The 20,220-nt window shown below is 66.1% G+C and carries 24 protein-coding genes; 16 read left to right on the top strand and 8 right to left on the bottom strand.

From position 1 onward, the window contains the following. Positions 1 to 4 precede the first annotated feature (4 nt). The gene (locus HS053_RS00445) at positions 5 to 343 is read right to left on the bottom strand and encodes a P-II family nitrogen regulator (protein ID WP_174209221.1); all 339 of its coding nucleotides are present in this window, start codon (positions 341 to 343) and stop codon (positions 5 to 7) included. 265 nt (positions 344 to 608) lie between these two features. Between HS053_RS00445 and HS053_RS00440 the strand changes: the two genes are divergently transcribed. Then, positions 609 to 2,849: a transglycosylase domain-containing protein gene (locus HS053_RS00440; protein ID WP_174209220.1), complete on the top strand. Its 2,241-nt coding sequence runs from the start codon at positions 609 to 611 to the stop codon at positions 2,847 to 2,849. Positions 2,850 to 2,855: 6 nt separating this feature from the next. Here HS053_RS00440 and HS053_RS00435 read toward each other — a convergent pair whose 3' ends face one another. The 4 genes from HS053_RS00435 to HS053_RS00420 all read right to left on the bottom strand — a co-directional run bounded on the left by HS053_RS00435 (position 2,856) and on the right by HS053_RS00420 (position 6,426). Further along, entirely contained in the window at positions 2,856 to 3,725 is an 870-nt protein-coding gene (locus HS053_RS00435; protein WP_174209219.1) for a DMT family transporter, read from the bottom strand. A gap of 70 nt (positions 3,726 to 3,795) precedes the next feature. Then, the gene (locus tag HS053_RS00430) at positions 3,796 to 4,083 is read right to left on the bottom strand and encodes an HU family DNA-binding protein (protein WP_174209218.1); all 288 of its coding nucleotides are present in this window, start codon (positions 4,081 to 4,083) and stop codon (positions 3,796 to 3,798) included. Positions 4,084 to 4,234: 151 nt separating this feature from the next. Continuing rightward, positions 4,235 to 5,713 carry an AMP nucleosidase gene (locus tag HS053_RS00425; RefSeq protein WP_174209217.1) on the bottom strand — a complete coding sequence of 493 codons (1,479 nt, stop codon included), beginning with the start codon at positions 5,711 to 5,713 and terminating at the stop codon, positions 4,235 to 4,237. Between the two features lie 74 nt (positions 5,714 to 5,787). Then, entirely contained in the window at positions 5,788 to 6,426 is a 639-nt protein-coding gene (locus tag HS053_RS00420; RefSeq protein WP_174209216.1) for a class I SAM-dependent DNA methyltransferase, read from the bottom strand. 73 nt (positions 6,427 to 6,499) lie between these two features. Between HS053_RS00420 and HS053_RS00415 the strand changes: the two genes are divergently transcribed. The 4 genes from HS053_RS00415 to queG are packed head-to-tail and all read left to right on the top strand — an operon-like array spanning position 6,500 to position 10,174. After that, positions 6,500 to 7,333 (top strand): SDR family oxidoreductase, encoded by an 834-nt coding sequence (locus HS053_RS00415; protein ID WP_174209215.1) that lies wholly within the window; start codon positions 6,500 to 6,502, stop codon positions 7,331 to 7,333. Positions 7,334 to 7,387: 54 nt separating this feature from the next. Next, positions 7,388 to 7,966 carry a helix-turn-helix domain-containing protein gene (locus tag HS053_RS00410; RefSeq protein WP_174209214.1) on the top strand — a complete coding sequence of 193 codons (579 nt, stop codon included), beginning with the start codon at positions 7,388 to 7,390 and terminating at the stop codon, positions 7,964 to 7,966. Between the two features lie 11 nt (positions 7,967 to 7,977). Next, complete coding sequence (locus HS053_RS00405) at positions 7,978 to 9,075, top strand: cupin domain-containing protein (RefSeq protein ID WP_174209213.1); 1,098 nt, start codon at positions 7,978 to 7,980, stop codon at positions 9,073 to 9,075. Between the two features lie 58 nt (positions 9,076 to 9,133). Beyond that, positions 9,134 to 10,174, top strand: coding sequence for a tRNA epoxyqueuosine(34) reductase QueG (queG, locus tag HS053_RS00400; RefSeq protein WP_174209212.1), 1,041 nt, complete (start codon positions 9,134 to 9,136; stop codon positions 10,172 to 10,174). Here queG and HS053_RS00395 read toward each other — a convergent pair. Beyond that, positions 10,137 to 10,565, bottom strand: coding sequence for a MarR family winged helix-turn-helix transcriptional regulator (locus tag HS053_RS00395; protein WP_241699710.1), 429 nt, complete (start codon positions 10,563 to 10,565; stop codon positions 10,137 to 10,139). The two genes, queG and HS053_RS00395, sit on opposite strands and share 38 nt — an antisense overlap. A gap of 116 nt (positions 10,566 to 10,681) precedes the next feature. On the opposite strand from HS053_RS00395, the gene HS053_RS00390 reads away from it, so the two are divergent. After that, entirely contained in the window at positions 10,682 to 11,110 is a 429-nt protein-coding gene (locus HS053_RS00390) for an Ohr family peroxiredoxin (protein ID WP_174209211.1), read from the top strand. Here HS053_RS00390 and HS053_RS00385 read toward each other — a convergent pair. Continuing rightward, a complete protein-coding gene (locus HS053_RS00385; RefSeq protein WP_174209210.1) occupies positions 11,107 to 11,874 on the bottom strand; it encodes an SDR family oxidoreductase in 768 nt (255 codons plus the stop codon). The genes HS053_RS00390 and HS053_RS00385 overlap by 4 nt on opposite strands. 66 nt (positions 11,875 to 11,940) lie before the next feature. Here HS053_RS00385 and HS053_RS00380 point away from each other — a divergent pair, with 66 nt between their 5' ends. From HS053_RS00380 to HS053_RS00370, 3 genes are all read left to right on the top strand, one after another. Further along, positions 11,941 to 12,708 (top strand): SDR family NAD(P)-dependent oxidoreductase, encoded by a 768-nt coding sequence (locus HS053_RS00380; protein WP_174209209.1) that lies wholly within the window; start codon positions 11,941 to 11,943, stop codon positions 12,706 to 12,708. A 262-nt stretch (positions 12,709 to 12,970) separates the two neighbouring features. After that, complete coding sequence (locus HS053_RS00375; RefSeq protein WP_174209208.1) at positions 12,971 to 13,153, top strand: hypothetical protein; 183 nt, start codon at positions 12,971 to 12,973, stop codon at positions 13,151 to 13,153. A 54-nt stretch (positions 13,154 to 13,207) separates the two neighbouring features. Continuing rightward, on the top strand, positions 13,208 to 13,705 hold the full coding sequence (locus HS053_RS00370) for a DUF2478 domain-containing protein (protein WP_174209207.1): 498 nt from the start codon (positions 13,208 to 13,210) through the stop codon (positions 13,703 to 13,705). On the opposite strand, the gene HS053_RS00365 is transcribed toward HS053_RS00370, so the two are convergent. Then, positions 13,653 to 14,396, bottom strand: coding sequence for a hypothetical protein (locus tag HS053_RS00365; RefSeq protein ID WP_174209206.1), 744 nt, complete (start codon positions 14,394 to 14,396; stop codon positions 13,653 to 13,655). The two genes, HS053_RS00370 and HS053_RS00365, sit on opposite strands and share 53 nt — an antisense overlap. Before the next feature lie 122 nt (positions 14,397 to 14,518). Between HS053_RS00365 and HS053_RS00360 the strand changes: the two genes are divergently transcribed. The 7 genes from HS053_RS00360 to dxs all read left to right on the top strand — a co-directional run bounded on the left by HS053_RS00360 (position 14,519) and on the right by dxs (position 20,218). Then, positions 14,519 to 15,019: a MarR family winged helix-turn-helix transcriptional regulator gene (locus HS053_RS00360; protein ID WP_174209205.1), complete on the top strand. Its 501-nt coding sequence runs from the start codon at positions 14,519 to 14,521 to the stop codon at positions 15,017 to 15,019. Further along, positions 15,016 to 15,717 carry a response regulator gene (locus tag HS053_RS00355; protein WP_174209204.1) on the top strand — a complete coding sequence of 234 codons (702 nt, stop codon included), beginning with the start codon at positions 15,016 to 15,018 and terminating at the stop codon, positions 15,715 to 15,717. Before HS053_RS00360 ends, HS053_RS00355 begins: the two co-directional genes overlap by 4 nt. A 62-nt stretch (positions 15,718 to 15,779) precedes the next feature. Beyond that, a complete protein-coding gene (locus HS053_RS00350) occupies positions 15,780 to 16,283 on the top strand; it encodes a hypothetical protein (RefSeq protein WP_241699709.1) in 504 nt (167 codons plus the stop codon). Continuing rightward, positions 16,280 to 17,185 (top strand): histone deacetylase family protein, encoded by a 906-nt coding sequence (locus HS053_RS00345; protein WP_458358869.1) that lies wholly within the window; start codon positions 16,280 to 16,282, stop codon positions 17,183 to 17,185. Before HS053_RS00350 ends, HS053_RS00345 begins: the two co-directional genes overlap by 4 nt. A 3-nt stretch (positions 17,186 to 17,188) precedes the next feature. Continuing rightward, on the top strand, positions 17,189 to 17,428 hold the full coding sequence (locus HS053_RS00340; protein WP_174209202.1) for an exodeoxyribonuclease VII small subunit: 240 nt from the start codon (positions 17,189 to 17,191) through the stop codon (positions 17,426 to 17,428). Then, on the top strand, positions 17,425 to 18,294 hold the full coding sequence (locus tag HS053_RS00335; RefSeq protein WP_174209201.1) for a farnesyl diphosphate synthase: 870 nt from the start codon (positions 17,425 to 17,427) through the stop codon (positions 18,292 to 18,294). The genes HS053_RS00340 and HS053_RS00335 overlap by 4 nt, the downstream gene beginning before the upstream one ends. A 10-nt stretch (positions 18,295 to 18,304) precedes the next feature. Further along, positions 18,305 to 20,218 carry a 1-deoxy-D-xylulose-5-phosphate synthase gene (dxs, locus tag HS053_RS00330; protein WP_174209200.1) on the top strand — a complete coding sequence of 638 codons (1,914 nt, stop codon included), beginning with the start codon at positions 18,305 to 18,307 and terminating at the stop codon, positions 20,216 to 20,218. Positions 20,219 to 20,220: the final 2 nt, after the last annotated feature.

Raw genomic sequence — 20,220 nt, 5'->3', positions numbered from 1 at the left:
CCGCTTACAGCGCTTCGTCGTCGGTTTCGCCGGTGCGCACGCGCAGGGCCTTGGCCACGTCCAGCACGAAAATCTTGCCGTCGCCGATCTTGCCGGTGCGGGCGGTGGTCGAGATGGTCTCGACCACGGTATCGGCCAGGCTGTCGCTGACGATGATTTCAAGCCGCATCTTCGGCACGAAGTTCACGGCATATTCAGCGCCGCGATAGATTTCAGTGTGCCCCGACTGCGTGCCGAAACCCTTGATTTCTGTAACCATCATCCCACGAACTCCGATCGCGGTGAGCGCCTCGCGCACCTCGTCGAGCTTGTAGGGCTTGATGGCGGCAATGATCATCTTCACGTCGCACCCCTTTCCTTGTCCCTGACCCCGTGCGGAGCCTCGCAAGGAATGAGGTCGCTTTCGCGCCTGCAGCACAAGTTCGCGGGGCGCGGGCGGGGCCGCTGCGGGTCATTCGGCAGGCATGTGCGCAATTATTGGGCGTAAATGCGCAAATTATGGGCGATAACCATAGGCGAATCGTTGCCGACGGGCGCTTCGCAATCCGACCGTGACAGTCTAGGATGCAGCAACAGCGAAAACCGGATGAACGGGCGGGCAGGCACAGATGGCGGCAACGGGCAATGGGCGCAAGCCCATGGTGGCAGACAGACGATACGGCAGCCCGGCAAAGCCCGGCACCTCCCGCACGCGGGCCGGTGGCGGCGGGGGTGGCAAGCCTCCCGCGCCGCCGCCGTCGCGCAAACCTGCGCCCCGCCGTGCGCCCGCACCCCGGCGCGGCATCCTCTCGCGCTTTGTGCGCTGGATCGTCGGGCTGGTCTGGGGGGTGACCTGGCGGCTGGGAACGGTGGCCGCGCTGATCCTCGGCATGGTCGTCTTCTACTTCGCGTCGCAACTGCCCGAAGCCAGCGCCCTTCTGGACGGGCGGGCGCGCGGCTCGGTCACCATGCTGGACCGCGACGACCGGGTTTTCGCCTGGCGGGGGGAAACCTTCGGCGGCCAGATCACCGCCGAGACGGTTTCACCCAACCTGCTGCACGCGGTCATCGCCACCGAGGACAAGCGGTTCTACCATCATTTCGGCGTCTCGCCGCGCGGTATCGCCAGCGCCATCCGCATCAACCTGTCCGAAGGCCGCGGCCCGCTTGAAGGCAACGGCGGTTCAACCATCACGCAACAGGTGGCCAAGCTTTTGTGCCTTGGGGTGCCCTATGATCCGGCCGCCTGGAAATCCGAAGCCGCCTATGAAGAGGACTGCCGGTCGGGCGGCGTCTGGCGCAAGGTCAAGGAAATCCCCTTCGCCATGGCGATGGAGTGGAAATATACCAAGGAAGAAATCCTGACGATCTACTTCAACCGCGCCTATCTTGGCGCGGGGGCGCGTGGGTTCGAAGCGGCGGCACAGCGCTATTTCGGCGTATCGGCCAATGAGGTGAACCCGGCACAGGCCGCCATGCTGGCGGGCCTGCTGAAGGCGCCGTCGAAATATGCGCCGACCAACAACCTCAAACGCGCACAGGACCGCGCCAATGTGATCATCGGTCTGATGCAGGAACAAGGCTATCTGACCGCAAATGAGGCGCAGGACGCCATCGCCCATCCGGCCCAGCTTTCCGAAGCGGCGGCGACCAAATCGGGCGGGTTCTTTGCCGATTGGGTGATGGAAACTGCCCCCGCCTTCCTGACCAGCGAGACCACCGAAGACGTGGTGATCCGCACCACGCTGGACCCCAAACTGCAACGCGCCGCCGAAGAGGCGCTGGCTTGGGTGTTCGAGAACAAGATCAAGGAAGGCTCGAACGCGCAGGCCGCCGTTGTGGTGATGAGCGCGGACGGCGCCGTGCGCGCCATGGTGGGCGGGCGCAAGACCGAACTCGCCGGCGCCTTCAACCGCGCCACGCAGGCGCTGCGGCAGACCGGCTCGGCCTTCAAGCCCTTTGTCTATGCGGCGGCGCTGGATCTGGGGTGGAGCCCGATGGATTTCGTCGAGGATACACCCCTGACCATCACCACCCCCGGCTCTGGCCCGTGGACGCCCAAGAATTATGATGGCGAATTCAAGGGCATGATCACGCTGGCACAGGCGCTGGCCGAAAGCCGCAACATTCCCGCCGTCCGGGTGTCCGAGGCGGTCGGGCGCGAGGTCGTGCGCAAGGTGGCAGCCGATTTCGGGCTGGACAGCGATCTGGCGGCGGGTCCGGCGCTGGCGCTTGGCGCCTCGGAATCGACACTGATCACTATGACCGGCGCATATGCCGGAATCCTGAACGGCGGATCATCGGTGACCCCCTATGGAATGCGCGAGCTGACCCTGCAAGGCGAGGCAGAGCCGCTGATGGGTGCCGGTGGCGGCATTGGCGAGCGGGTGATTTCCGAACAGGCCGCGCGTGAGTTGACATGGATGATGACGCAGGTGATCGAAAAGGGCACCGGCGGCCGCGCCCGGCTGAAAGGCCGCCCGGCGGCGGGCAAGACCGGCACCACCCAAGCGGCGCGCGATGCGTGGTTCATCGGCTTTACCGCCGATTATGTCGCCGGGGTCTGGATGGGCTATGACGACAATACCCCGCTCAAAGGGGTGACGGGCGGCGGGTTGCCGGCGGAAATCTGGCATGAGGTGATGGTGCGGGTGCATGAGGGGATGCCGGTCACCGAACTGCCGCTGATCGTGCCCGAACCTCGCCTGCCGCCGGAGCCGCAGCAACCCGAAGCCTGGCAAGACCCGGCCGCGCCGCAGCCGGGTGTGGAGCAAAGTCTGGACGAGGCGATGGGGGGTCAAACGCAACCGCAACAGCAGCGCGACCCCTTGGAAGAGATCCTGCGCGACATCCTTGGCACCGGCAACTGACCAGCCTCAGGCGCCGCGCAGCCGCGCCCTTTGCACGGCAAGGATGCCCGCCCCGGCCACCGCGACGCCAAGCACGTCCAGCAGGCTGATCGCCTCGCCCAAAAGGGCGGCGGCGATCAGCACGCCGAAAGCCGGGTTCAGGAAATGGAAGGCCGCCGCCTTGACTGCCCCGACCCGCCCGATGAGCGCGAACCACAGAAGCGTGGCCGCCAACCCCGGCACCAGAATCTGATAGGCAAAGGCCAGCGTCAGCGGCCAGCCCGGGGTGATCGTCAGCGTCTCGGTCGCCAGAGAAACGACCGCAAGGATCGCCGCCCCCACCCCCATCTGCAACCCCACTACCATCAGAAGATTGCCCCCTGCGGTGACCGTCCGCACCGTCAGCGTGGCCCAGGCCAGCGCCACCGCCCCGGCGATGCAAAGCCCGATGCCCATGGGATCGGCCCCGCCCGACAGCCGCCCGCCCATGATCAGCGCGACGCCGCCAAAGCCCAAGGCCAACCCCAGCGCGCCCAGCGGCGCCACCCGCTCCCCGCGCAACGCCCACCCCAAGAGCGCCACGATCAGCGGCATCGACGAGGCGATGATCGCGGCCAGCGAGGCCTCCACCCGCTGCAGCGCCACGAAGTTCAGGCCGAGGTAAAGCGCGTTCTGGCACAGGCCGAACACCACCACCCCGCGCCACTGCGCCGGGGCCAGCCGCCAAGTTTGCCCCAGCGCCCGCGCCACGGCCACCGCCAGCAGCGCCGAGATGGCAAAGCGCAACGACAGCGCGGCCAAGGGCGGCGCATGGGCGACAATCACCCGCCCCGTCGCAAAGGCCGAAGACCACATCAGCGAAAAGGTCAGCCCCATGATCAGGGCGCGGACATCCATCTCAACCTCCTGCAATGAAAAAGGGCCGCCCGAGGCGACCCTTGACACTCGGCAAACCCGGCGGGCCGGATCAGGCGTTCACGCTGTCTTTCAGCGCCTTGGCGATGGTGAACTTCACCTGCTTGTCGGCGGCCTTGGTCACCATCTCGCCGGTGGCGGGGTTGCGGACCTGACGCTCGGGGCGGGCGCGGCAGGCGACCTTGCCCAGACCCGGCAGGGTCACGGCGCCGCCTTCGGCAACTTCGCGCGCCACGATGGCGGCAATGGCGTCCAGCGCGGCGCCGGCGGTTTTCTTGTCGGCGCCCATGGCGTCGGCGACAGCGGCGAGGAGTTGGGTCTTGGTCATCGGTTTCGACATGTTCATGTTCCTTTTATGCCGCGTCTCGATGGCGGCCTGCTGCAGCCTTGCGGCGAATGGTGCGGCTTCCCATGTTAGCGATAGTCGTGCAAGTGGTTTTCGCCTTGTTTTGCAGCAAAATCCACCCGGTCTGCGCCTGCTTTCCCCAAGGTCAAAGGAATGCCGTCTCTTCAAAGCTGCGCAACTTGCGGCTGTGGATGCGGCCCAGCGGCATGTTGCGCAGCCGCTCCATCGCCCGAATGCCGATCTGCAAATGGCGGCTGACCTGCGTTTTGTAGAATTCTGACGCCATGCCCGGCAGCTTCAATTCGCCATGCAGCGGCTTGTCCGACACACACAGCAGCGTGCCATAGGGCACCCGGAACCGGAACCCGTTGGCGGCGATGGTGGCGCTTTCCATATCCAGCGCGATGGCGCGCGACTGCGACAGGCGGCGCACCGGGCCGGATTGGTCGCGCAATTCCCAGTTGCGGTTGTCGATGGTGGCGACGGTGCCGGTCCGCATGATGCGTTTCAGCTCATAGCCTTCAAGCTGGGTCACCTCGGCCACCGCCTCTTGCAGGGCGATCTGGATTTCGGCCAGCGCCGGGATCGGCACCCAGACCGGCAGATCGTCGTCCAGCACATGGTCTTCGCGCAGATAGGCATGGGCAAGGCAGAAATCGCCCAAGGACTGGCTGTTGCGCAGCCCGGCACAGTGCCCGACCATCAGCCAGGCATGGGGCCGCAACACCGCGATATGGTCGGTTGCCGTCTTGGCGTTCGACGGACCCACCCCGATATTGACCAGAGTGACGCCGTTTCCATCGGCCCGTTTCAGGTGATAGGTCGGCATCTGGGGCATCTTGGCCGTGGGCAGGATCACCCCGTCAGGTGTGGTGATCTCCTGATTTCCGGTGGCGACGAAGGCGGTATAGCCCTGATCCGGGTCGGCCAGTGCGGCACGGGCAAACGCCTCAAACTCGTCGACATAGAACTGATAGTTGGTGAAAAGGACGTGGTTCTGGAAATGCGTCGGATCGGTCGCGGTGTAATGCGACAGCCGCGCCAGCGAATAATCCACCCGCTGCGCCGTGAATGGCGCCAGCGGCATCGAGCCGTCATCGTTGTGGGTTCGCGTGCCGTTGACGATATCGTCATTGGTGGTAGCAAGGTCCGGCACGTCGAAGACATCGCGCAGGGAAAAGTCCAGCACCCCTTCTTGCGGCACAGACACATCCGGGTTGCCCGCCACCGCGAAATGCACCGGAACCGGGGTGGACGAGGCGCCGATCTGCACCGCTACCCCATGGTTCTGCATCAGAAGGCCAATCTGCTGGGTCAGATAGGCGCGAAACAGGTCCGGCCGGGTCACCGTCGTCGCATAGCTGCCGGGCGCCGAGACATGGCCGAAGGACAGGCGTGAATCCGTCAGGGCATGGCTGGTCACCGTCAGGCGGATTTCGGGATAGAAGGCGCGGATACGATGGGCCGGTTTGCCGCCCCGCACCGCCGCGCTGAAATGGCGGGCCAGAAAGGCGGTGGCCTGTTCATACAGCTCTTCCAGCCGGGCCACGGCGGCGGCGGCATCGGTAAAACTTTCGGCGGCGGGGTGATCCGGGGTGAGGATCGGGGGACGTTCGTCTTGCATCGGTCTGCCTGCGTTTTGATCGGGCATCTAAACCGGGTTCGGCGCTGCGGCGCAAGTGAAGTCTTGGTAACGGCTCAGGTGGTCTGGAACAACACCACCTGCGCCCGATCCTCGGCATGGCGGGCGTCCTGCGCAAGGGCGGCGGCGCCGTAAACCTGCACCTCGATCACTTGCAGCGCCGCAACACGCCCTGCCGCTTCAAGTGCTGCAAGCGCGGTGTCAAACCCGGCGGCCCGCCAGACGCGGTGATTGACCGAAAGGGCGAATTGCGCCCCGGGCCGGGCGACAGCCAGCAGAACCGACAGCGCCTCGGGGCCGACATGGCCTGCGGTGAAGGTGCCGGAACTGACCACGCCGCGATATTGCGGCGCCAGAGGCAAGGGTTTCGTGATATCGGCCTGCATCAGCAGGCGGTAAATCCCTTTCTGCCCGGCTTGCCGGAGCATCTCGGGCGAGAAATCCACCGCGTCGATCTCACCCGCGAAGCCCATCTCGCGCAACCGCTCCGCCAAAAGCCCGGTGCCCGCGCCGATATCCAGCACCGGCCCCTGACCGCCCGCCGCCTGAAACGCGGCGGCGACATGCGCGGGCAGCAGATAGTCCATCTCTGCCGCGAACCCTGCGTCATAGCGTTCCGCCCAATCGCGGTAATAGGCGCGGCACGCCTCTGCCCCAGTCAGCGCCAGCGCGCCCTCAAGATCCCTGCTGCTCATGCCGCAATCCTGCGGCGGGCCGGGTTGCGGTTCTTGCCTTGCAGCGCCGCCAGCGGCGTCGGATATTGACCGGATGAACACGCTTCTTTCGCTTGGCCACGGCTATTCCGCGGCCGCCCTCGCCCGCCATCTGATCCCGCAGGGTTGGTCCGTGATCGGCACCAGCCGCAGCCGCGCCGATGCCCTGCGCGCCGAAGGGGTCGAGCCTTTGCTCTGGCCCGGCGATCTGGCACCTGCGTTGGCACGCGCCAGCCATATCCTGATTTCGGCAGCGCCCGATGCCAATGGCGACCCCTTCCTGCAAGCCGCGCGGACGCAGATCATGGCCGCGCGCCCGGATTGGGTGGGCTATCTCTCCACCACCTCGGTTTACGGTGACCATCAGGGCGGCTGGGTCGATGAAGACACCCCCTTGAACCCGCAATCCCTGCGCGCCGTGCAGCGCGTTCTGGCCGAGCGGCAATGGCTGGCCACCGGGCTGCCCGTGCATGTGTTCCGGCTGGCGGGCATCTATGGCCCCGGGCGCGGCCCGTTCCAGAAGGTGCGCGATGGATCGGCCCGGCGGATCGTGAAACCGGGTCAGATCTTCAGCCGGATTCATGTTGAGGATATTGCCCGGGTGCTGGCCGCCTCGATCGCGCGCCCCGCGCCGGGAACGGTCTATAACGTCTGCGACGACGACCCCGCCCCGCCCGAGGATGTTCTCGCCGAGGCGGCGCGCCTTCTTGGCCTGCCGCCGCCGCCCGAAGTGCCCTTCGATCAGGCCGAAATGACACCGATGGCCCGCAGCTTCTATTCCGAGTCAAAACGGGTGCGGAATGACCGGATCAAGACCGCGTTGGGGGTTGAACTGGCCTATCCCGATTATCGCAGCGGTCTGGCGGCGCTCTTGGCGCAGAACGGGTAGAATCGCATTTCTGAAAGTTCTTGCAAATTTGCAAGAATACCGCATTCTGTGCGCATGATTCCCGAACCGCCCCCCCTTGGCCCCCGCATTCGCGCCTTACGTTTGCAGCGCGGGCTGTCGCTGGCCGATCTGGCCCGCGCCACCGGCGTCTCCGAGGCCACGATGTCGCGGATCGAGACCGGCGCCAGCGCGGTTTCGGCGCCGCATCTGTATGGGCTGGCGCATGAGCTTGGGGTTGAGATTGCTGCCCTCTTCTCGCCCGAGGCGGCCACGCTGCGCCCCGGGGTCCGCTCCCTGACCCGCGCGGGAGAGGGGGAAAGCTTTGCTTCGCCCCGACTACAGGCGCGGCTTCTGAACGCCGATCTCCTGCACAAGGCGATGACGCCGTTCCTGAACCGCGCCACCGCCACCACACTGGCCGAGGCCGGTGGCCTTGCCGCCCATCCGGGTGAGGAATGGCTTTATGTGCTGCGCGGCCCCCTCTGGCTGCATTCCGACAGCCATGCGCCGCTGTGCCTGCAAACCGGCGACAGCCTGTATTTCGACGCCTCTACCCCCCATGCCTATCTGGCCGACAGCGATGCGGGGGCAGAGTTCCTCGTCCTCTCCTCGCAGCCGGCCCCCAGCCCGTGAAAGGCCCCCAGATGTCCGATATCCTTGCCGAAGTGCTGCTGCCGACCAAGGAACTGCGCCATGACCTGCCGTTCTACACCAAGGTGCTGGGAATGCGGCTTGAGAATATCTTTCCAGCCGACAATCCTTCGGTCGCCTCTCTCTCGGGCCACGGGCTGCGGGTGCGGATTGAGAAGGGCGCCCCGGTGCCGCCCGGCAAGCTGCGCATCCTGACCGACCGGCCCGAAAGCTTTGCCGAAGGCCAACGCCACCTGACCGCCCCCAACGGCACCGAGATTGAGGTGGTGCCACTGTCGCCGCAACTGGTGACGCCAGAGACGGTGCATGAATTCGGCGTGCGGCGGCTGAAGGACAGCGCGCCATGGGTGATCGGGCGGGCGGGAATGCATTACCGCGACCTCATCCCCAGCCGCTTGGGCGGCTCGATCATCGCCAGCCATATCCGCATTCCCGACGGCGGCCCGGTGCCCGATATGGTGCATTACCACACCGTCGGCTTTCAGCTCATCTACTGCTACCGCGGCTGGGTGGACGTGCTTTATGAAGATCAGGGCAATGAGATGATGCGCCTTTCGGCGGGCGATTGCGTGATCCAGCCGCCGGAAATCCGCCACCGCGTCTGCCACGCCTCGCCTAATATCGAGGTGATCGAGATTGGCGTTCCCGCCGAGCATATCACCACCATCGACCACAACATGACCCTGCCCAACGGCCAAGGCGACCCGGCCCGCGAATGGCAGGGGCAGCGCTTTGTGCATCATGTGAAGGACAAGGCGACGTGGCAGCCCTTCCGCATTCCGGGCTTCACCTGCCGAGACACCGGTATTGCGGCGGGCACCAAGGGCGTGGCGAACATTCAAGTGGCTCGGTTCGACGGCACCCCGCCGCCCGCCACGGTGCATGACACCGACATCCATTTCACCTTCGTTCTGGAAGGCCAGATGGTTCTGCGGGCCGAGGGGGAGCCAGACCGTGACCTGTCTGCGGGTGATGCCTTTGTCATCCCGCCCGGGAAGGCCGCGCAATACCGCGACTGCTCGCCCGATCTGGAACTGCTGGAGGCGACGCTTCCGGCAGGCTTCTCAACCCGGGTTGTCGATCTGGCCTGAGGGCGGCTGGCGCCCTGCCCGCCTTGCCGCTAGTTTGGCGCGAACGGGAAGGGCGGGCATGGAACTCAAGCGCAGGCTTCAGGCACAGGCGGCGGCAGAGGGGTTTGCCCGCATGGGCATCTGCCGCCCCGATGCCACGCCAGAAACCGCCGCCCGGCTGCGGGGGTTCCTTGAGGCCGGGCACCATGGCCAGATGGGCTGGATGGCCGAGCGCGAAGGCTGGCGCGGGTCGGCGGCGGCGCTGTGGCCCGAGGCGCGGTCGGTGATCATGCTGGCCGAGGTCTATACCCCCGAAGCCGACCCGATGGCAGGGCTGTCACAACCGGACCGCGGCGTGGTCAGCGTCTATGCGCAGGGCAAGGATTACCACGATCTGGTCAAGCGGCGGCTGAAACGGTTGGGGCGCTGGCTGCTGGATGCCGCTGCTGGCGAGATCAAGGTTTTCGTCGATACCGCCCCGGTGATGGAAAAACCGCTGGCAGAAGCGGCGGGTCTGGGCTGGCAGGGTAAACATACCAATCTGTTGTCGCGCGATCTGGGAAGCTGGTTCTTCCTTGGCGCCATCTTCACCACGCTGGAGCTGCCCCCCGATCCGCCCGAGGTCAGCCATTGCGGAAGCTGCACCGCCTGTCTGGATGCCTGCCCGACCGGCGCCTTTCCGGCGCCCTATCAACTGGACGCGCGGCGCTGCATTTCCTATCTGACCATCGAGCATAAGGGCCCGGTGGACGAAGACCTGCGCGGGTTGATGGGCAACCGGATCTATGGCTGCGACGATTGTCTTGCCGCCTGCCCGTGGAACAAATTCGCGGTGGCGGCGCAGGAAATCGGTTATCAGCCGAAGGTCGGCCTGCCGGAACTGGCCGAACTGGCCGCGCTGGATGATGCCGGGTTCCGTGCCCGCTTTGCCGGCAGCCCGATCAAGCGGATCGGGCGTGACCGGATGGTGCGCAACGTGCTTTACGCCATCGGCAATTCGGGCCTGCCCGCGTTGGCGCCGGTTGCGGCGGCCTTGCTGAGGGATGCCGATGCGGCGGTGGCCGATGCCGCGCGCTGGGCGCTCAAACGTCTGGGCGCAACTGGTCACGCAGCGCGGTAACGGCATCGCGCAGCGCCGCAAGCTGTTCGGGCGGCAGGGCGCAACGGTCAAAGATGCAGGCGGATAACGGCTCTGCCTGCGCCTGAAGGGCCAACCCTGCCGCGGTCAGCGTCACCCGCACCTGACGTTCATCTGCGCTGTCCCGGGTGCGCGTGACGAGCCCCTGCGCCTCCATCCGCTTGAGCAGCGGGGTCAGCGTGTTCGACTCAAGCTGCAACGCGCGGCCAAGGGCGCCCACCGTCTGCCCGTCCTCCTGCCACAGCGACAGCAACACCAGATATTGCGGATAGGTCAGGCCCAGTTCCGACAGCAGCGGCGCATAGACCCGCTGCATGGCGTGATTGGCCGAATACAGCGCAAAGCAGATCATCTGGGACAGGGTCGGGGTCATCGGGCACCTCTCCTCTTGATTAAATCGCACACGATTGGATCGCAAGGGCGTTGACACGAATCGCGCGGGCCGATAACAGTCGCTAACGATTAAATCGCAAGCGACAGGAGATTGGAATGTCCGTTGACCCGAAATACTGGACCGAAGCCAAGGCCACTGGCGGCGGCCGCAACGGGGTGGCGTCGCTGACCTCGGGGATGCTGACCGTCACGCTGGCCACACCCAAGGAACTGGGCGGTTCGGGTGCGGGCCACAACCCCGAAGAGCTTTTCGCACTGGGCTATGCCGCCTGCTATCTGGGCGCGATGCGCTTTGCCGCGCAGTCGGAAAAGCTGGGCACCGTGCCCGAGGATGCCACGGTCAAGGCCAAGGTCGGCATCGGCCCGCGCAGCGAAGGCGGCTTTGGCCTTGCCATCACGCTGGAAGTGTCGCTGCCCGGCGTGCCCGCCGATGTGGCGGCGAAGATTGCCGAGCGCGGCCACTTCATCTGCCCCTATTCGCACCTGTCGCGCGGCGGTGTCGCGGTCGAGACCAAACTGGTCTAAAGGCAGGCGGACATCCCGCCATCCACGAAAAGCACCTGGCCGTTGACATAGCTCGCGGCCGGGGACGCCAGAAAGATGCACGCGCCCTGCAACTCGTGCAGTTGCCCCCAGCGGCCGGCCGGGGTGCGGCGGGCGATCCAGGCACTGAACTCGGCATCGCCGACAAGGGCTGCGTTCATCGGCGTATCGAAATATCCCGGCGCCAGCGCATTCACCCGCAGCCCCTTTGGCCCCCAATCTGTGGCCATGCCCTTGGTCAGATTGGCCACCGCACCCTTTGTCATCGTGTAGGGCGCGATGGTGGGCCGGGCCAGCGCGGTCTGGATCGAGGCGATGTTGATGATCCGCCCGGTTCCCCGCGCGATCATATGGCGCGCACAAGCCTGACCCACATGGAAGACCGAGGCGATATTGGTCTGCATCAGCGCCTCAAAATCGGCGGGGGCGAAATCCTCAAGCGGCGCACGGCGCTGGATGCCGGCATTGTTCACCAGAATGTCGATCGGCCCCAAGGCCGCCTCATAACCATCCACCGCGGCACGGGCGGCGGCATGGTCGGTCACGTCAAAGGGCAGAAGGTCGGCCTCATGGCCTTCGCTGCGCAATCTGGCCACAGCATCGGTCAGCCGGTCCGCGCTGCGCCCGTTCAGGACGACCCGCGCCCCCGCCGAAGCCAGCCCCTGCGCCAGCGACAGCCCGATCCCCTGCCCCGAGCCGGTGATCAGGGCGCGTTTGCCGGAAAGGTCGAAAAGAGGATGGGTCATGGTCGCCTCCGTGGTTTCACAGCACAGGATAGCGCCATATGCTGCCGCAAAAAGGGGGTGCGCGCGATGGGCGAACGGTTGAAGGGCAAGGTGGCCATCGTTTCGGGCGGCGCCAGCGGTTGCGGCGCGGCAGCGGTGCGCCTTTTCGCGGCCGAAGGGGCAGCGGTGGGGATCATCGACCGCAATGCAGCACTGGGGCAGGCACTGGCCGATGAGATGGCGGCAGCGGGCCACCGGGTGGTCTTCGCCGCAGCGGATGTGTCAAGCAAGGCACAGGTTGAGGCGGCGGTGGCAACCGTGGCGGCCGCATTGGGTCCGGTGAACGTGCTGTTCAACCATGCCGGCACCATCGTCATCAAACCCTTCCTTGAAACCGAAGAAGAGGATTGGGACTTCCTCTTCGACGTGAACGTCAAGAGCATGTATCTGATGACCCGCGCCGTGCTGCCCATGATGATCGCGGCGGGCAAGGGCAGCATCGTCTGCACCTCGTCCATATCGGCGGTTTACGCAACGCCGATGGAGGTGCTGTATGACGCCACCAAGGGGGCCTGCCACATGTTCGCCCGCGCGATAGCGGTCGAGTTCCGCGACAAGGGCATCCGCTGCAATGCGGTCTGCCCCGGCTTCATCGAAACCCCGCATGGCAAGCGTGAGGTGGCCGAGCTGACGGCGCTGGGGGTTGATGCCTCGGAAACGGCGATCAAGGCGGCGCAGGGCCGCTTTGGCCAGCCCGAGGACATCGCGCGCGCTGCGCTGTATCTGGCGTCTGACGATGCCGAATTCGTCACCGGGGCGCAGCTTTTCGTAGACGGAGGATTTTCGGCGGTCTGATTTCCCTTGCCGCGCATCCCGGCCTACGCCGCCTTTGCACCGGATTAGCGCAGAGCGGTTGTAGTGGCGGCGGGTGTCAGGGAATGGCCTGCAGAACTGAATAGCCTTTTCAGTATTTTCGAGACCAGCCCGGAAAACCGGCGATTCCCCGCCGCTTCGGGCCGGGCAGTTGGGCGGATTGTCGTCCCCGGGGGCGGGCACCGCTATCGGCAAGGGCGAAACTGCGCTATCCTTCGGCCATGTTGCCTGGAGGGATACAGCCATGAAACATCTTGCCGACCATGATCACGACGCATCTGCGGCACGGGCGCGGAATTTTCTGCGCATCGCCCGCGACCGCAGCGAAAGCCTGTGGCGCGGCCTCTGGCAGCGCCCCTTCGCCCGCGGCGAGGGCAATCGGCGCATGGTGGAATATGTCCGCATCGAGAAGGGCCGCGAAGCCTGAGCGCCTCTGGACCTTGCCGCTGCCCGGGCCTAGGTTCGGCAGCGGAGGTTCCCCATGCGTATTGCCTGCACCATGTCGCCCGGGCGCGGCAGCACCGATCTTGTCATGCAAGAGGCCGTCGCGCGGCTGATGGCGCGCGGGCTGCGGCTGGCCGGCACCGTGCAGACCAATTCCGAACGCGCGGGCGATCCGCGCTGCGACATGGATGTGCAGGTGCTGCCTGCGGGGCCGGTCTTTCGCATTTCGCAGGATCTGGGCCGCGATGCCCGGGGATGCCGGCTTGACCCCGAGGGGCTGGAGGCGGCGGTGGCTGCGGTTCTGGCCGGAATGGCCGCCGGACGTCCCGACCTTCTGGTGGTGAACAAATTCGGCAAGCATGAATGCCTTGGCCGCGGCTTTCGCCCGGTGATTGCCGAGGCGGTGGCCGAAGGCATTCCGGTGCTGGTCGGGGTCAATGCCCTGAACCTGCCGGAATTGCAGGCATTCGTCGGTGACGGCCTTAGCGTTCTGCCGCCTGATCCCGAAGCGGTGCTGCGCTGGCTGGCGGACTGACCCCCGCCAGACCCGCACAGAACGCCGCCGCAAGCGAAGCCAGAACCAGTTCACCCCCTTCTTCCAGTAGGGTCAGCGCGATGCCCGGCACTCCGCCATAACGCCATGGCAAAAGCGCGCCGACAGCCTCATGCAGCGCGTCCACCGCCACGCCGACAAGGATCAGCGCGGCGAAAATGGCCAGAAACCGCCGCCCGATCGCCCGTCCGGTTGCCCCGCTGGCCGCATAACCGAAGCCAAGGATCAGCGCGCAAACCGCCCCCATCAGGCCAAAGGCAATCAATTGCCCGACACCCGACGCATGAAGCCCCCAATGCGGCTGCAACTGCAACAGCCGCTCATAAACAACGCCCCGGCTTTCGTGATACTGGAAGGCGTCGTCGATCAGGATCCCCAGAAACACCGGCAGGCAGGCCAGCAGGATCGGCGCCCGGTGCAACCGCCATGCCCGCCACAGCAGGATCAGGCAGGCCAGCCATTTCAGGTAGTTCGCCCATTCCGCCAAAGTGCGGTCTGACCCGATATCCAGCATGTAAAGGATACGCGGCGTTACCCCCAGCCAGAACAGCGCCACCGCGCCCGCATAGCCCGCCAGCAGCAGGCCATCCATGATGAGCAAACAGCGCAGCAGCCAAAGGAACCAGGCCCTGGCCGCAGGATTCTGGTGCAGCGGGGCGACGAACCAGTCCATGCGCCATGCTTCCCGCAGTCTGGGCCTTTGGCAAGTGTTTTGCCACGGGCGCAGGGCGCGCCGCGAATTGCGGCTTGGAACGGCAATAAGGCTGACGTAACCTTCGCCCAAGGGAGGCGGACATGGCCGAGACTGCACCGGGGGGCGAGGGCCTTCTGTTTCTGACCGACGAGCAACTGCGCAAGGGCATCGAGGCGATGTTCTTTGCCTATCGCGGTTTTACCGCCGATCCTGACCGGATTCTGGAGGGCATGGATTACGGCCGCGCCCACCACCGCGCGATCCATTTCATCCACCGGGCGCCGGGAACGACCGTTGGCAATCTGCTGACCATCCTCGGCGTGACCAAGCAAAGCCTGAACCGCGTGCTGCGCACCCTGTTCGAGGATGGTCTGGTCGAGGCCCGCGTCGGCCGCAAGGACAAGCGCGAGCGCAACCTGCACCTGACCGAAAAGGGGGCGGCACTGGAACGCGCACTGTCGGATGCCCAGCGCGCCCGGATGCGCGCCGCCTATCGGCAGGCCGGGCCGCAGGCAGTGCAGGGCTTTCGCACCGTGCTTGAGGCGATGATGGACCCCGACCTGCGCCGCCAGTTCCAGGGCCTGAAGGAGGGCCGCGAATGAGCGCCGATCCCCCGCCCCACCTTCTGGTGGTCGATGATGACGAGCGGATTCGCGGGCTGTTGCAGAAATTCCTGATCCGCTCGGGCTATCTCGTCACCGGCGCACGCGATGCGGCGCAGGCGCGGCGGCTGATGGTGGGGCTGGAATTCGACATGCTGATCCTTGACGTGATGATGCCGGGTGAGGATGGCATCACCCTGACCCGCGACCTGCGCAAAGATCTGACCGTTCCCATCCTTCTCTTGACCGCCAAGGGCGAGACGGCGAACCGGATCGAGGGGCTTGAGGCAGGGGCGGACGACTATCTGGTCAAGCCGTTCGAGCCGAAGGAACTCTTGCTGCGCGTCGGCGCCATCCTGCGACGGGTGCCGCAGCAACGGCCCGCACAGACCGCCCCCAAGGTGCTGCAACTTGGCGCCGTGCGCTATGACATGGACCGGGGCGAATTGTGGCGCGGCAGCGATCTGGTGCGGCTGACCGCGACCGAAGCCGCGCTGATGCGGGCCTTTGCCGCGCAGCCGGGCATCGCCCTCAGCCGCGACAAGCTGGTGGGCGATGCCCCCGCAGACGAGAGCGGGCAAGAGCGGGCGGTGGATGTGCAGATTACCCGCCTGCGCCGCAAGATCGAGGATGACCCGAAAAGCCCGCGCTATCTGCAAACGGTGCGGGGCGAAGGCTATATGCTGCAACCGGATTGAGGGATTTCCTTGGGGACCGGCGCACTTGCTGTTAGCGTGAGCGCGAAAACCCGGAGGAAATCATGTTCACCGCCACCAAGGCCACCACCAAGACGCTTGTCGCGGCACTGGCCTTTGCCGCAACAGCCGCTTCGGCGCAGGAATTGCTGCCTTGGGGTCAGTCCGACTATTGGGCGGTGCTGATTGACCCCAGCCTTGGCAATGGCTGCCTCATTCAGGGGGAATTCGCCGATGGCTCGGTGGTGCGCATCGGTTTGGACCGCACCACGGACACCGGCTATGTCACCGCCTTCAACGCCAACTGGGGCGATATCGAAGAGGGCGCGACCTATCCCGTCAGCTTCACGCTGGACGGCGAACAGTTCGACGGCGACGCGAAGGGCATGTATCTGAACGGCGTGCCGGGTGCCGATGTGGTGTTCGACAATGTCGATTTCTTCATGTCCATCGCCCAGCGTCAGACCATGACGATGTATCACGACGGGGCCGAAGTGCTGTCGATCGACCTGACCGGCACGATGGCGGGCCTTGATGCCGTGGTGCAATGCCAGGACGAACAGGGGTGACAACCGCCGTCTACCTTTCCGAGGCGGGCCGGGGGCATCTGACACCGCCCGGCCATCCCGAACAGGTGGCGCGGCTTGCGGCCGTCGCGGCGGCTCTGGAGGGGTTGGGCATTGCCCCCCGCCCCTGCCCCATGGGCGCAGAGGCCGAGGTGCTGCGCTGTCATCCGGCCCGCTATCTGGGACGGGTGAAGCATGGGGTGCCTGCCAGCGGCTTTGCGCAGTTGGATGGCGACACATGGCTGTCACCCGGCTCTTATCTGGCCGCGATGGAGGCGGTGGGTGGCGCCTGCGCTGCCGTGGATGCGGTTTTGGCCGGTGAGGTGACGAATGCCTTAGTCGCGGCACGGCCCCCCGGGCACCATGCCGAAACCGAAACGCCGATGGGGTTTTGCCTGTTCGGCACCGTGGCTATTGCGGCGAAACGGGCGCTGGACCATCACGGCCTCAGCCGCGTCGCCGTGGTCGATTTCGACGTGCATCACGGCAACGGCACACAGGATTTGCTGTGGGACGAAGCGCGCTGTCTGTTCATCTCCTCGCACCAGATGCCGCTTTATCCCGGCACCGGCAGCCCGCGCGAGGTGGGGGCACACGGCCAGATCCTGAACATTCCGCTGCGCGAAGGCACGGGCGGCGCGGCGATGCGCGCGGCCTATGAGGCGCAGGTTTTCCCCCGGCTCGCGGCGTGGCAGCCGGAACTCCTGCTCATCTCGGCGGGTTTCGATGCCCACCGCGCCGACCCGCTGGCAGGGCTGGAATGGGAGGCAGAGGATTTCGCATGGCTGACGCGCCGCCTGCGGGCTTTTGCCGGGGGGCGGGTGGTCTCTTCTCTGGAAGGCGGATATGATCTGACCGCATTGGCCCAAAGCGTGGCCGCCCATGTGATCGCGTTGAAGGAGTAGACGATGACCGACAAGCCCGTATCGGAAATGACCTTTGAAGAGGCCATGGCCGCGCTTGAGGCGGTGGTCGGTCAGCTGGAGCGCGGCGATGTCGCGCTGGAAGCCTCGATCGCGCTCTATGAACGGGGTGCGGCGCTCAAGGCCCATTGCGCCGCCAAGCTGAAGGATGCCGAAGAGAAGGTGGAACTGATCCGCGCCCAGGAAGGCCGCGCCATTGCCGCCAGCCCCGTGGAGGGGATGTGAGCTTCAGCACCCTTCTGGCCACCGATGCGGCGGCCATTCAGGCCCGGCTGGATCGGGCGCTGCAGGGCCTTGACGATCAGCCGGTGATCCACGCCATGCGTTACGCCTTGCAGGGCGGCAAGCGGCTGCGCGGGTTTCTGGTGCTGGAAGGCGCGCGGATGCTGGGCGTTGATCCGGCCCGCGCCATTGCCGCGGCGGCTGCGGTTGAGGCGCAGCACGCCTACAGCCTTGTCCATGACGATCTGCCCTGCATGGACGATGACGATCTGCGCCGCGGCCTGCCCACGGTGCATGTGAAATGGGATGAGGCGACAGCGGTTCTGGCAGGCGACGCGCTGCAGACGCTGGCCTTTGAGCTGATGTGCGACCCTGCCCTTGGCAGTGCCGAGGTGCGCGTGGCGTTGGTCGCCGGACTGGCGCGGGCCAGCGGCGCCGAGGGCATGGTGCTGGGTCAGGCGCTGGACATTGCCGCCGAAACCGCCGCAGCACCCCTGACGCTGGCCGAAATCACCCGGCTGCAGGCGGGCAAGACCGGCGCGCTGATCGGCTTTTCGGCCGAAGCCGGGGCGATCATCGCCGGGGCCGATCCTGCCCCCCTGCGCGCCTATGCGCAGGCGCTGGGGCTGGCCTTCCAGATTGCCGATGACATTCTGGACGTGACCGGCGATGCCGCGAAGACCGGCAAGCGCGTGGGCAAGGATGCCGAGGCGGGCAAGGCCACCTTCGTCTCGCTTCTGGGGCTGGATGCGGCGCGGGCGCAGGCGCTTGACCTGACGGAACAGGCGGAAGCCGCCCTTGCCCCCTATGGTGCGGCAGCGGCGAACTTGATTGCTGCCGCGCGCTTCGTTATCTCGCGCGACAATTGAGGAGCGCGCCATGGCCGACCGTCCCCTGACCCCCCTACTTGACCGGGTGACGCTGCCTTCGGATCTGAAGGCGCTCTCGGATGCCGAACTGCGCCAACTGGCCGATGAGCTGCGGGCCGAGACGATTTCCGCCGTTTCGGTCACCGGCGGCCATCTGGGCGCGGGTCTGGGCGTGGTAGAGCTGACCGTGGCGCTGCACGCGGTGTTTTCGGCGCCGCGTGACAAGATCATCTGGGATGTCGGCCACCAGTGCTATCCGCACAAGATCCTGACCGGGCGGCGCGACCGCATCCGCAGCCTGCGGATGGAGGGGGGCCTCTCCGGCTTCACCAAGCGCAGCGAAAGCCCCTATGACCCGTTCGGCGCGGCGCATAGCTCTACCTCCATTTCGGCGGCGCTGGGCTTTACCATGGCCGCCGATCTGGGCGGCGACCCGGGCGACGCTGTGGCGGTAATCGGTGACGGCTCGATGTCGGCAGGCATGGCGTTTGAGGCGATGAACAACGCCGGCCACCTGAAAAAGCGGATGTTCGTCATCCTGAACGACAACGAAATGTCCATCGCCCCGCCGGTCGGCGCGCTTTCCGCCTATCTCAGCCGCATCTATGCCGGCCAGCCGTTTCAGGAACTGAAATCGGCGGCGCGCGGTGTGGTCAGCCTCTTGCCCGAACCGTTTCAGGAAGGCGCGCGGCGGGCCAAGGAAATGCTCAAGGGCATGGCGGTGGGCGGCACCCTGTTTGAGGAACTGGGGTTTTCCTATGTCGGCCCGATCGACGGCCATGATCTGGAACAGCTTCTGCCGGTCCTGCGCACCGCCCATGCCCGCGCCACCGGGCCGATGCTGATTCATGTGCTGACCAAGAAGGGCAAAGGCTATGCCCCGGCCGAAAACTCCCCCGACCGTGGCCATGCCCGCGCCAAGTTCGACGTGGTGACGGGCGAGCAGAAAAAGGCCCCCTCCAACGCGCCCAGCTATACCCGCGTCTTCGCCGACGCCCTGATCCGCGAAGCCGAGAGCGACAGCCGCGTGGTGGCCGTGACCGCTGCGATGCCGGACGGCACCGGGCTTGACCTGTTCGGCGCGCGTTACCCCAAGCGCATGTTTGACGTGGGCATTGCCGAGCAACATGCGGTCACGTTCAGCGCGGGGCTGGCGGCGGGCGGGATGAAGCCCTTCTGCGCGATCTACTCGACCTTCCTGCAACGCGGTTATGATCAGGTGGTGCATGACGTGGCGATCCAGCGCCTGCCGGTGCGCTTTGCCATCGACCGGGCGGGGCTGGTCGGGGCCGATGGCGCCACCCATGCCGGCAGCTTCGACGTGGCCTTCCTCGCCAACCTGCCCGGCATGGTGGTGATGGCCGCCGCGGATGAGGCGGAACTGGTCCATATGGTCGCCACGGCCGCCGCGCATGACGAAGGCCCCATCGCCTTCCGCTATCCGCGCGGCGAGGGTGTGGGGGTGGAGATGCCTGCGCGTGGCGTGCCGCTGGAAATCGGCAAGGGCCGGATGATCCGTGAGGGCGGGCGCGTGGCGCTCTTGTCCTTCGGCACGCGCCTGTCCGAGGTGCTGAAGGCCGCCGAGGCGCTGACGGCGCGCGGCCTGCCGCCCACCGTCGCCGATGCCCGCTTTGCCAAGCCGCTGGACCGCGACCTGATCCTGCAACTGGCCCGCAACCACGAGGCGCTGATCACCATTGAAGAGGGCGCCATCGGCGGTTTCGGCAGCCATGTGGCGCAGCTTCTCGCCGATGAGGGCATCTTCGACCGCGGCCTGAAATACCGCTCGATGGTGCTACCCGACACCTTCATAGACCACGCCAGCCCCGAAGCGATGTATCGCAGCGCCGGCATGGACGCCCCGCAGATCGAGGCGAAGGTGCTGGAGGTGCTGGGCGTGGCGGTGGTGGGTCAGCGGGCATAGCA

The organism is Tabrizicola fusiformis (genome assembly GCF_013328815.1).
Taxonomy (GTDB): Bacteria; Pseudomonadota; Alphaproteobacteria; order Rhodobacterales; family Rhodobacteraceae; genus Fuscibacter.
This window is presented reverse-complemented; position numbering and strand designations above follow the sequence as displayed.

Coding starts and splice junctions, on each gene's coding strand:
- HS053_RS00440 (WP_174209220.1), top strand. CDS start 609: ATGGCGGCAACGGGCAATGGGCGCAAGCCCATGGTGGCAGACAGACGA.
- HS053_RS00435 (WP_174209219.1), bottom strand. CDS start 3,725: ATGGATGTCCGCGCCCTGATCATGGGGCTGACCTTTTCGCTGATGTGG.
- HS053_RS00430 (WP_174209218.1), bottom strand. CDS start 4,083: ATGTCGAAACCGATGACCAAGACCCAACTCCTCGCCGCTGTCGCCGAC.
- HS053_RS00425 (WP_174209217.1), bottom strand. CDS start 5,713: ATGCAAGACGAACGTCCCCCGATCCTCACCCCGGATCACCCCGCCGCC.
- HS053_RS00420 (WP_174209216.1), bottom strand. CDS start 6,426: ATGAGCAGCAGGGATCTTGAGGGCGCGCTGGCGCTGACTGGGGCAGAG.
- HS053_RS00415 (WP_174209215.1), top strand. CDS start 6,500: ATGAACACGCTTCTTTCGCTTGGCCACGGCTATTCCGCGGCCGCCCTC.
- HS053_RS00410 (WP_174209214.1), top strand. CDS start 7,388: ATGATTCCCGAACCGCCCCCCCTTGGCCCCCGCATTCGCGCCTTACGT.
- HS053_RS00405 (WP_174209213.1), top strand. CDS start 7,978: ATGTCCGATATCCTTGCCGAAGTGCTGCTGCCGACCAAGGAACTGCGC.
- queG (WP_174209212.1), top strand. CDS start 9,134: ATGGAACTCAAGCGCAGGCTTCAGGCACAGGCGGCGGCAGAGGGGTTT.
- HS053_RS00395 (WP_241699710.1), bottom strand. CDS start 10,565: ATGACCCCGACCCTGTCCCAGATGATCTGCTTTGCGCTGTATTCGGCC.
- HS053_RS00390 (WP_174209211.1), top strand. CDS start 10,682: ATGTCCGTTGACCCGAAATACTGGACCGAAGCCAAGGCCACTGGCGGC.
- HS053_RS00385 (WP_174209210.1), bottom strand. CDS start 11,874: ATGACCCATCCTCTTTTCGACCTTTCCGGCAAACGCGCCCTGATCACC.
- HS053_RS00380 (WP_174209209.1), top strand. CDS start 11,941: ATGGGCGAACGGTTGAAGGGCAAGGTGGCCATCGTTTCGGGCGGCGCC.
- HS053_RS00375 (WP_174209208.1), top strand. CDS start 12,971: ATGAAACATCTTGCCGACCATGATCACGACGCATCTGCGGCACGGGCG.
- HS053_RS00370 (WP_174209207.1), top strand. CDS start 13,208: ATGCGTATTGCCTGCACCATGTCGCCCGGGCGCGGCAGCACCGATCTT.
- HS053_RS00365 (WP_174209206.1), bottom strand. CDS start 14,396: ATGGACTGGTTCGTCGCCCCGCTGCACCAGAATCCTGCGGCCAGGGCC.
- HS053_RS00360 (WP_174209205.1), top strand. CDS start 14,519: ATGGCCGAGACTGCACCGGGGGGCGAGGGCCTTCTGTTTCTGACCGAC.
- HS053_RS00355 (WP_174209204.1), top strand. CDS start 15,016: ATGAGCGCCGATCCCCCGCCCCACCTTCTGGTGGTCGATGATGACGAG.
- HS053_RS00350 (WP_241699709.1), top strand. CDS start 15,780: ATGTTCACCGCCACCAAGGCCACCACCAAGACGCTTGTCGCGGCACTG.
- HS053_RS00340 (WP_174209202.1), top strand. CDS start 17,189: ATGACCGACAAGCCCGTATCGGAAATGACCTTTGAAGAGGCCATGGCC.
- dxs (WP_174209200.1), top strand. CDS start 18,305: ATGGCCGACCGTCCCCTGACCCCCCTACTTGACCGGGTGACGCTGCCT.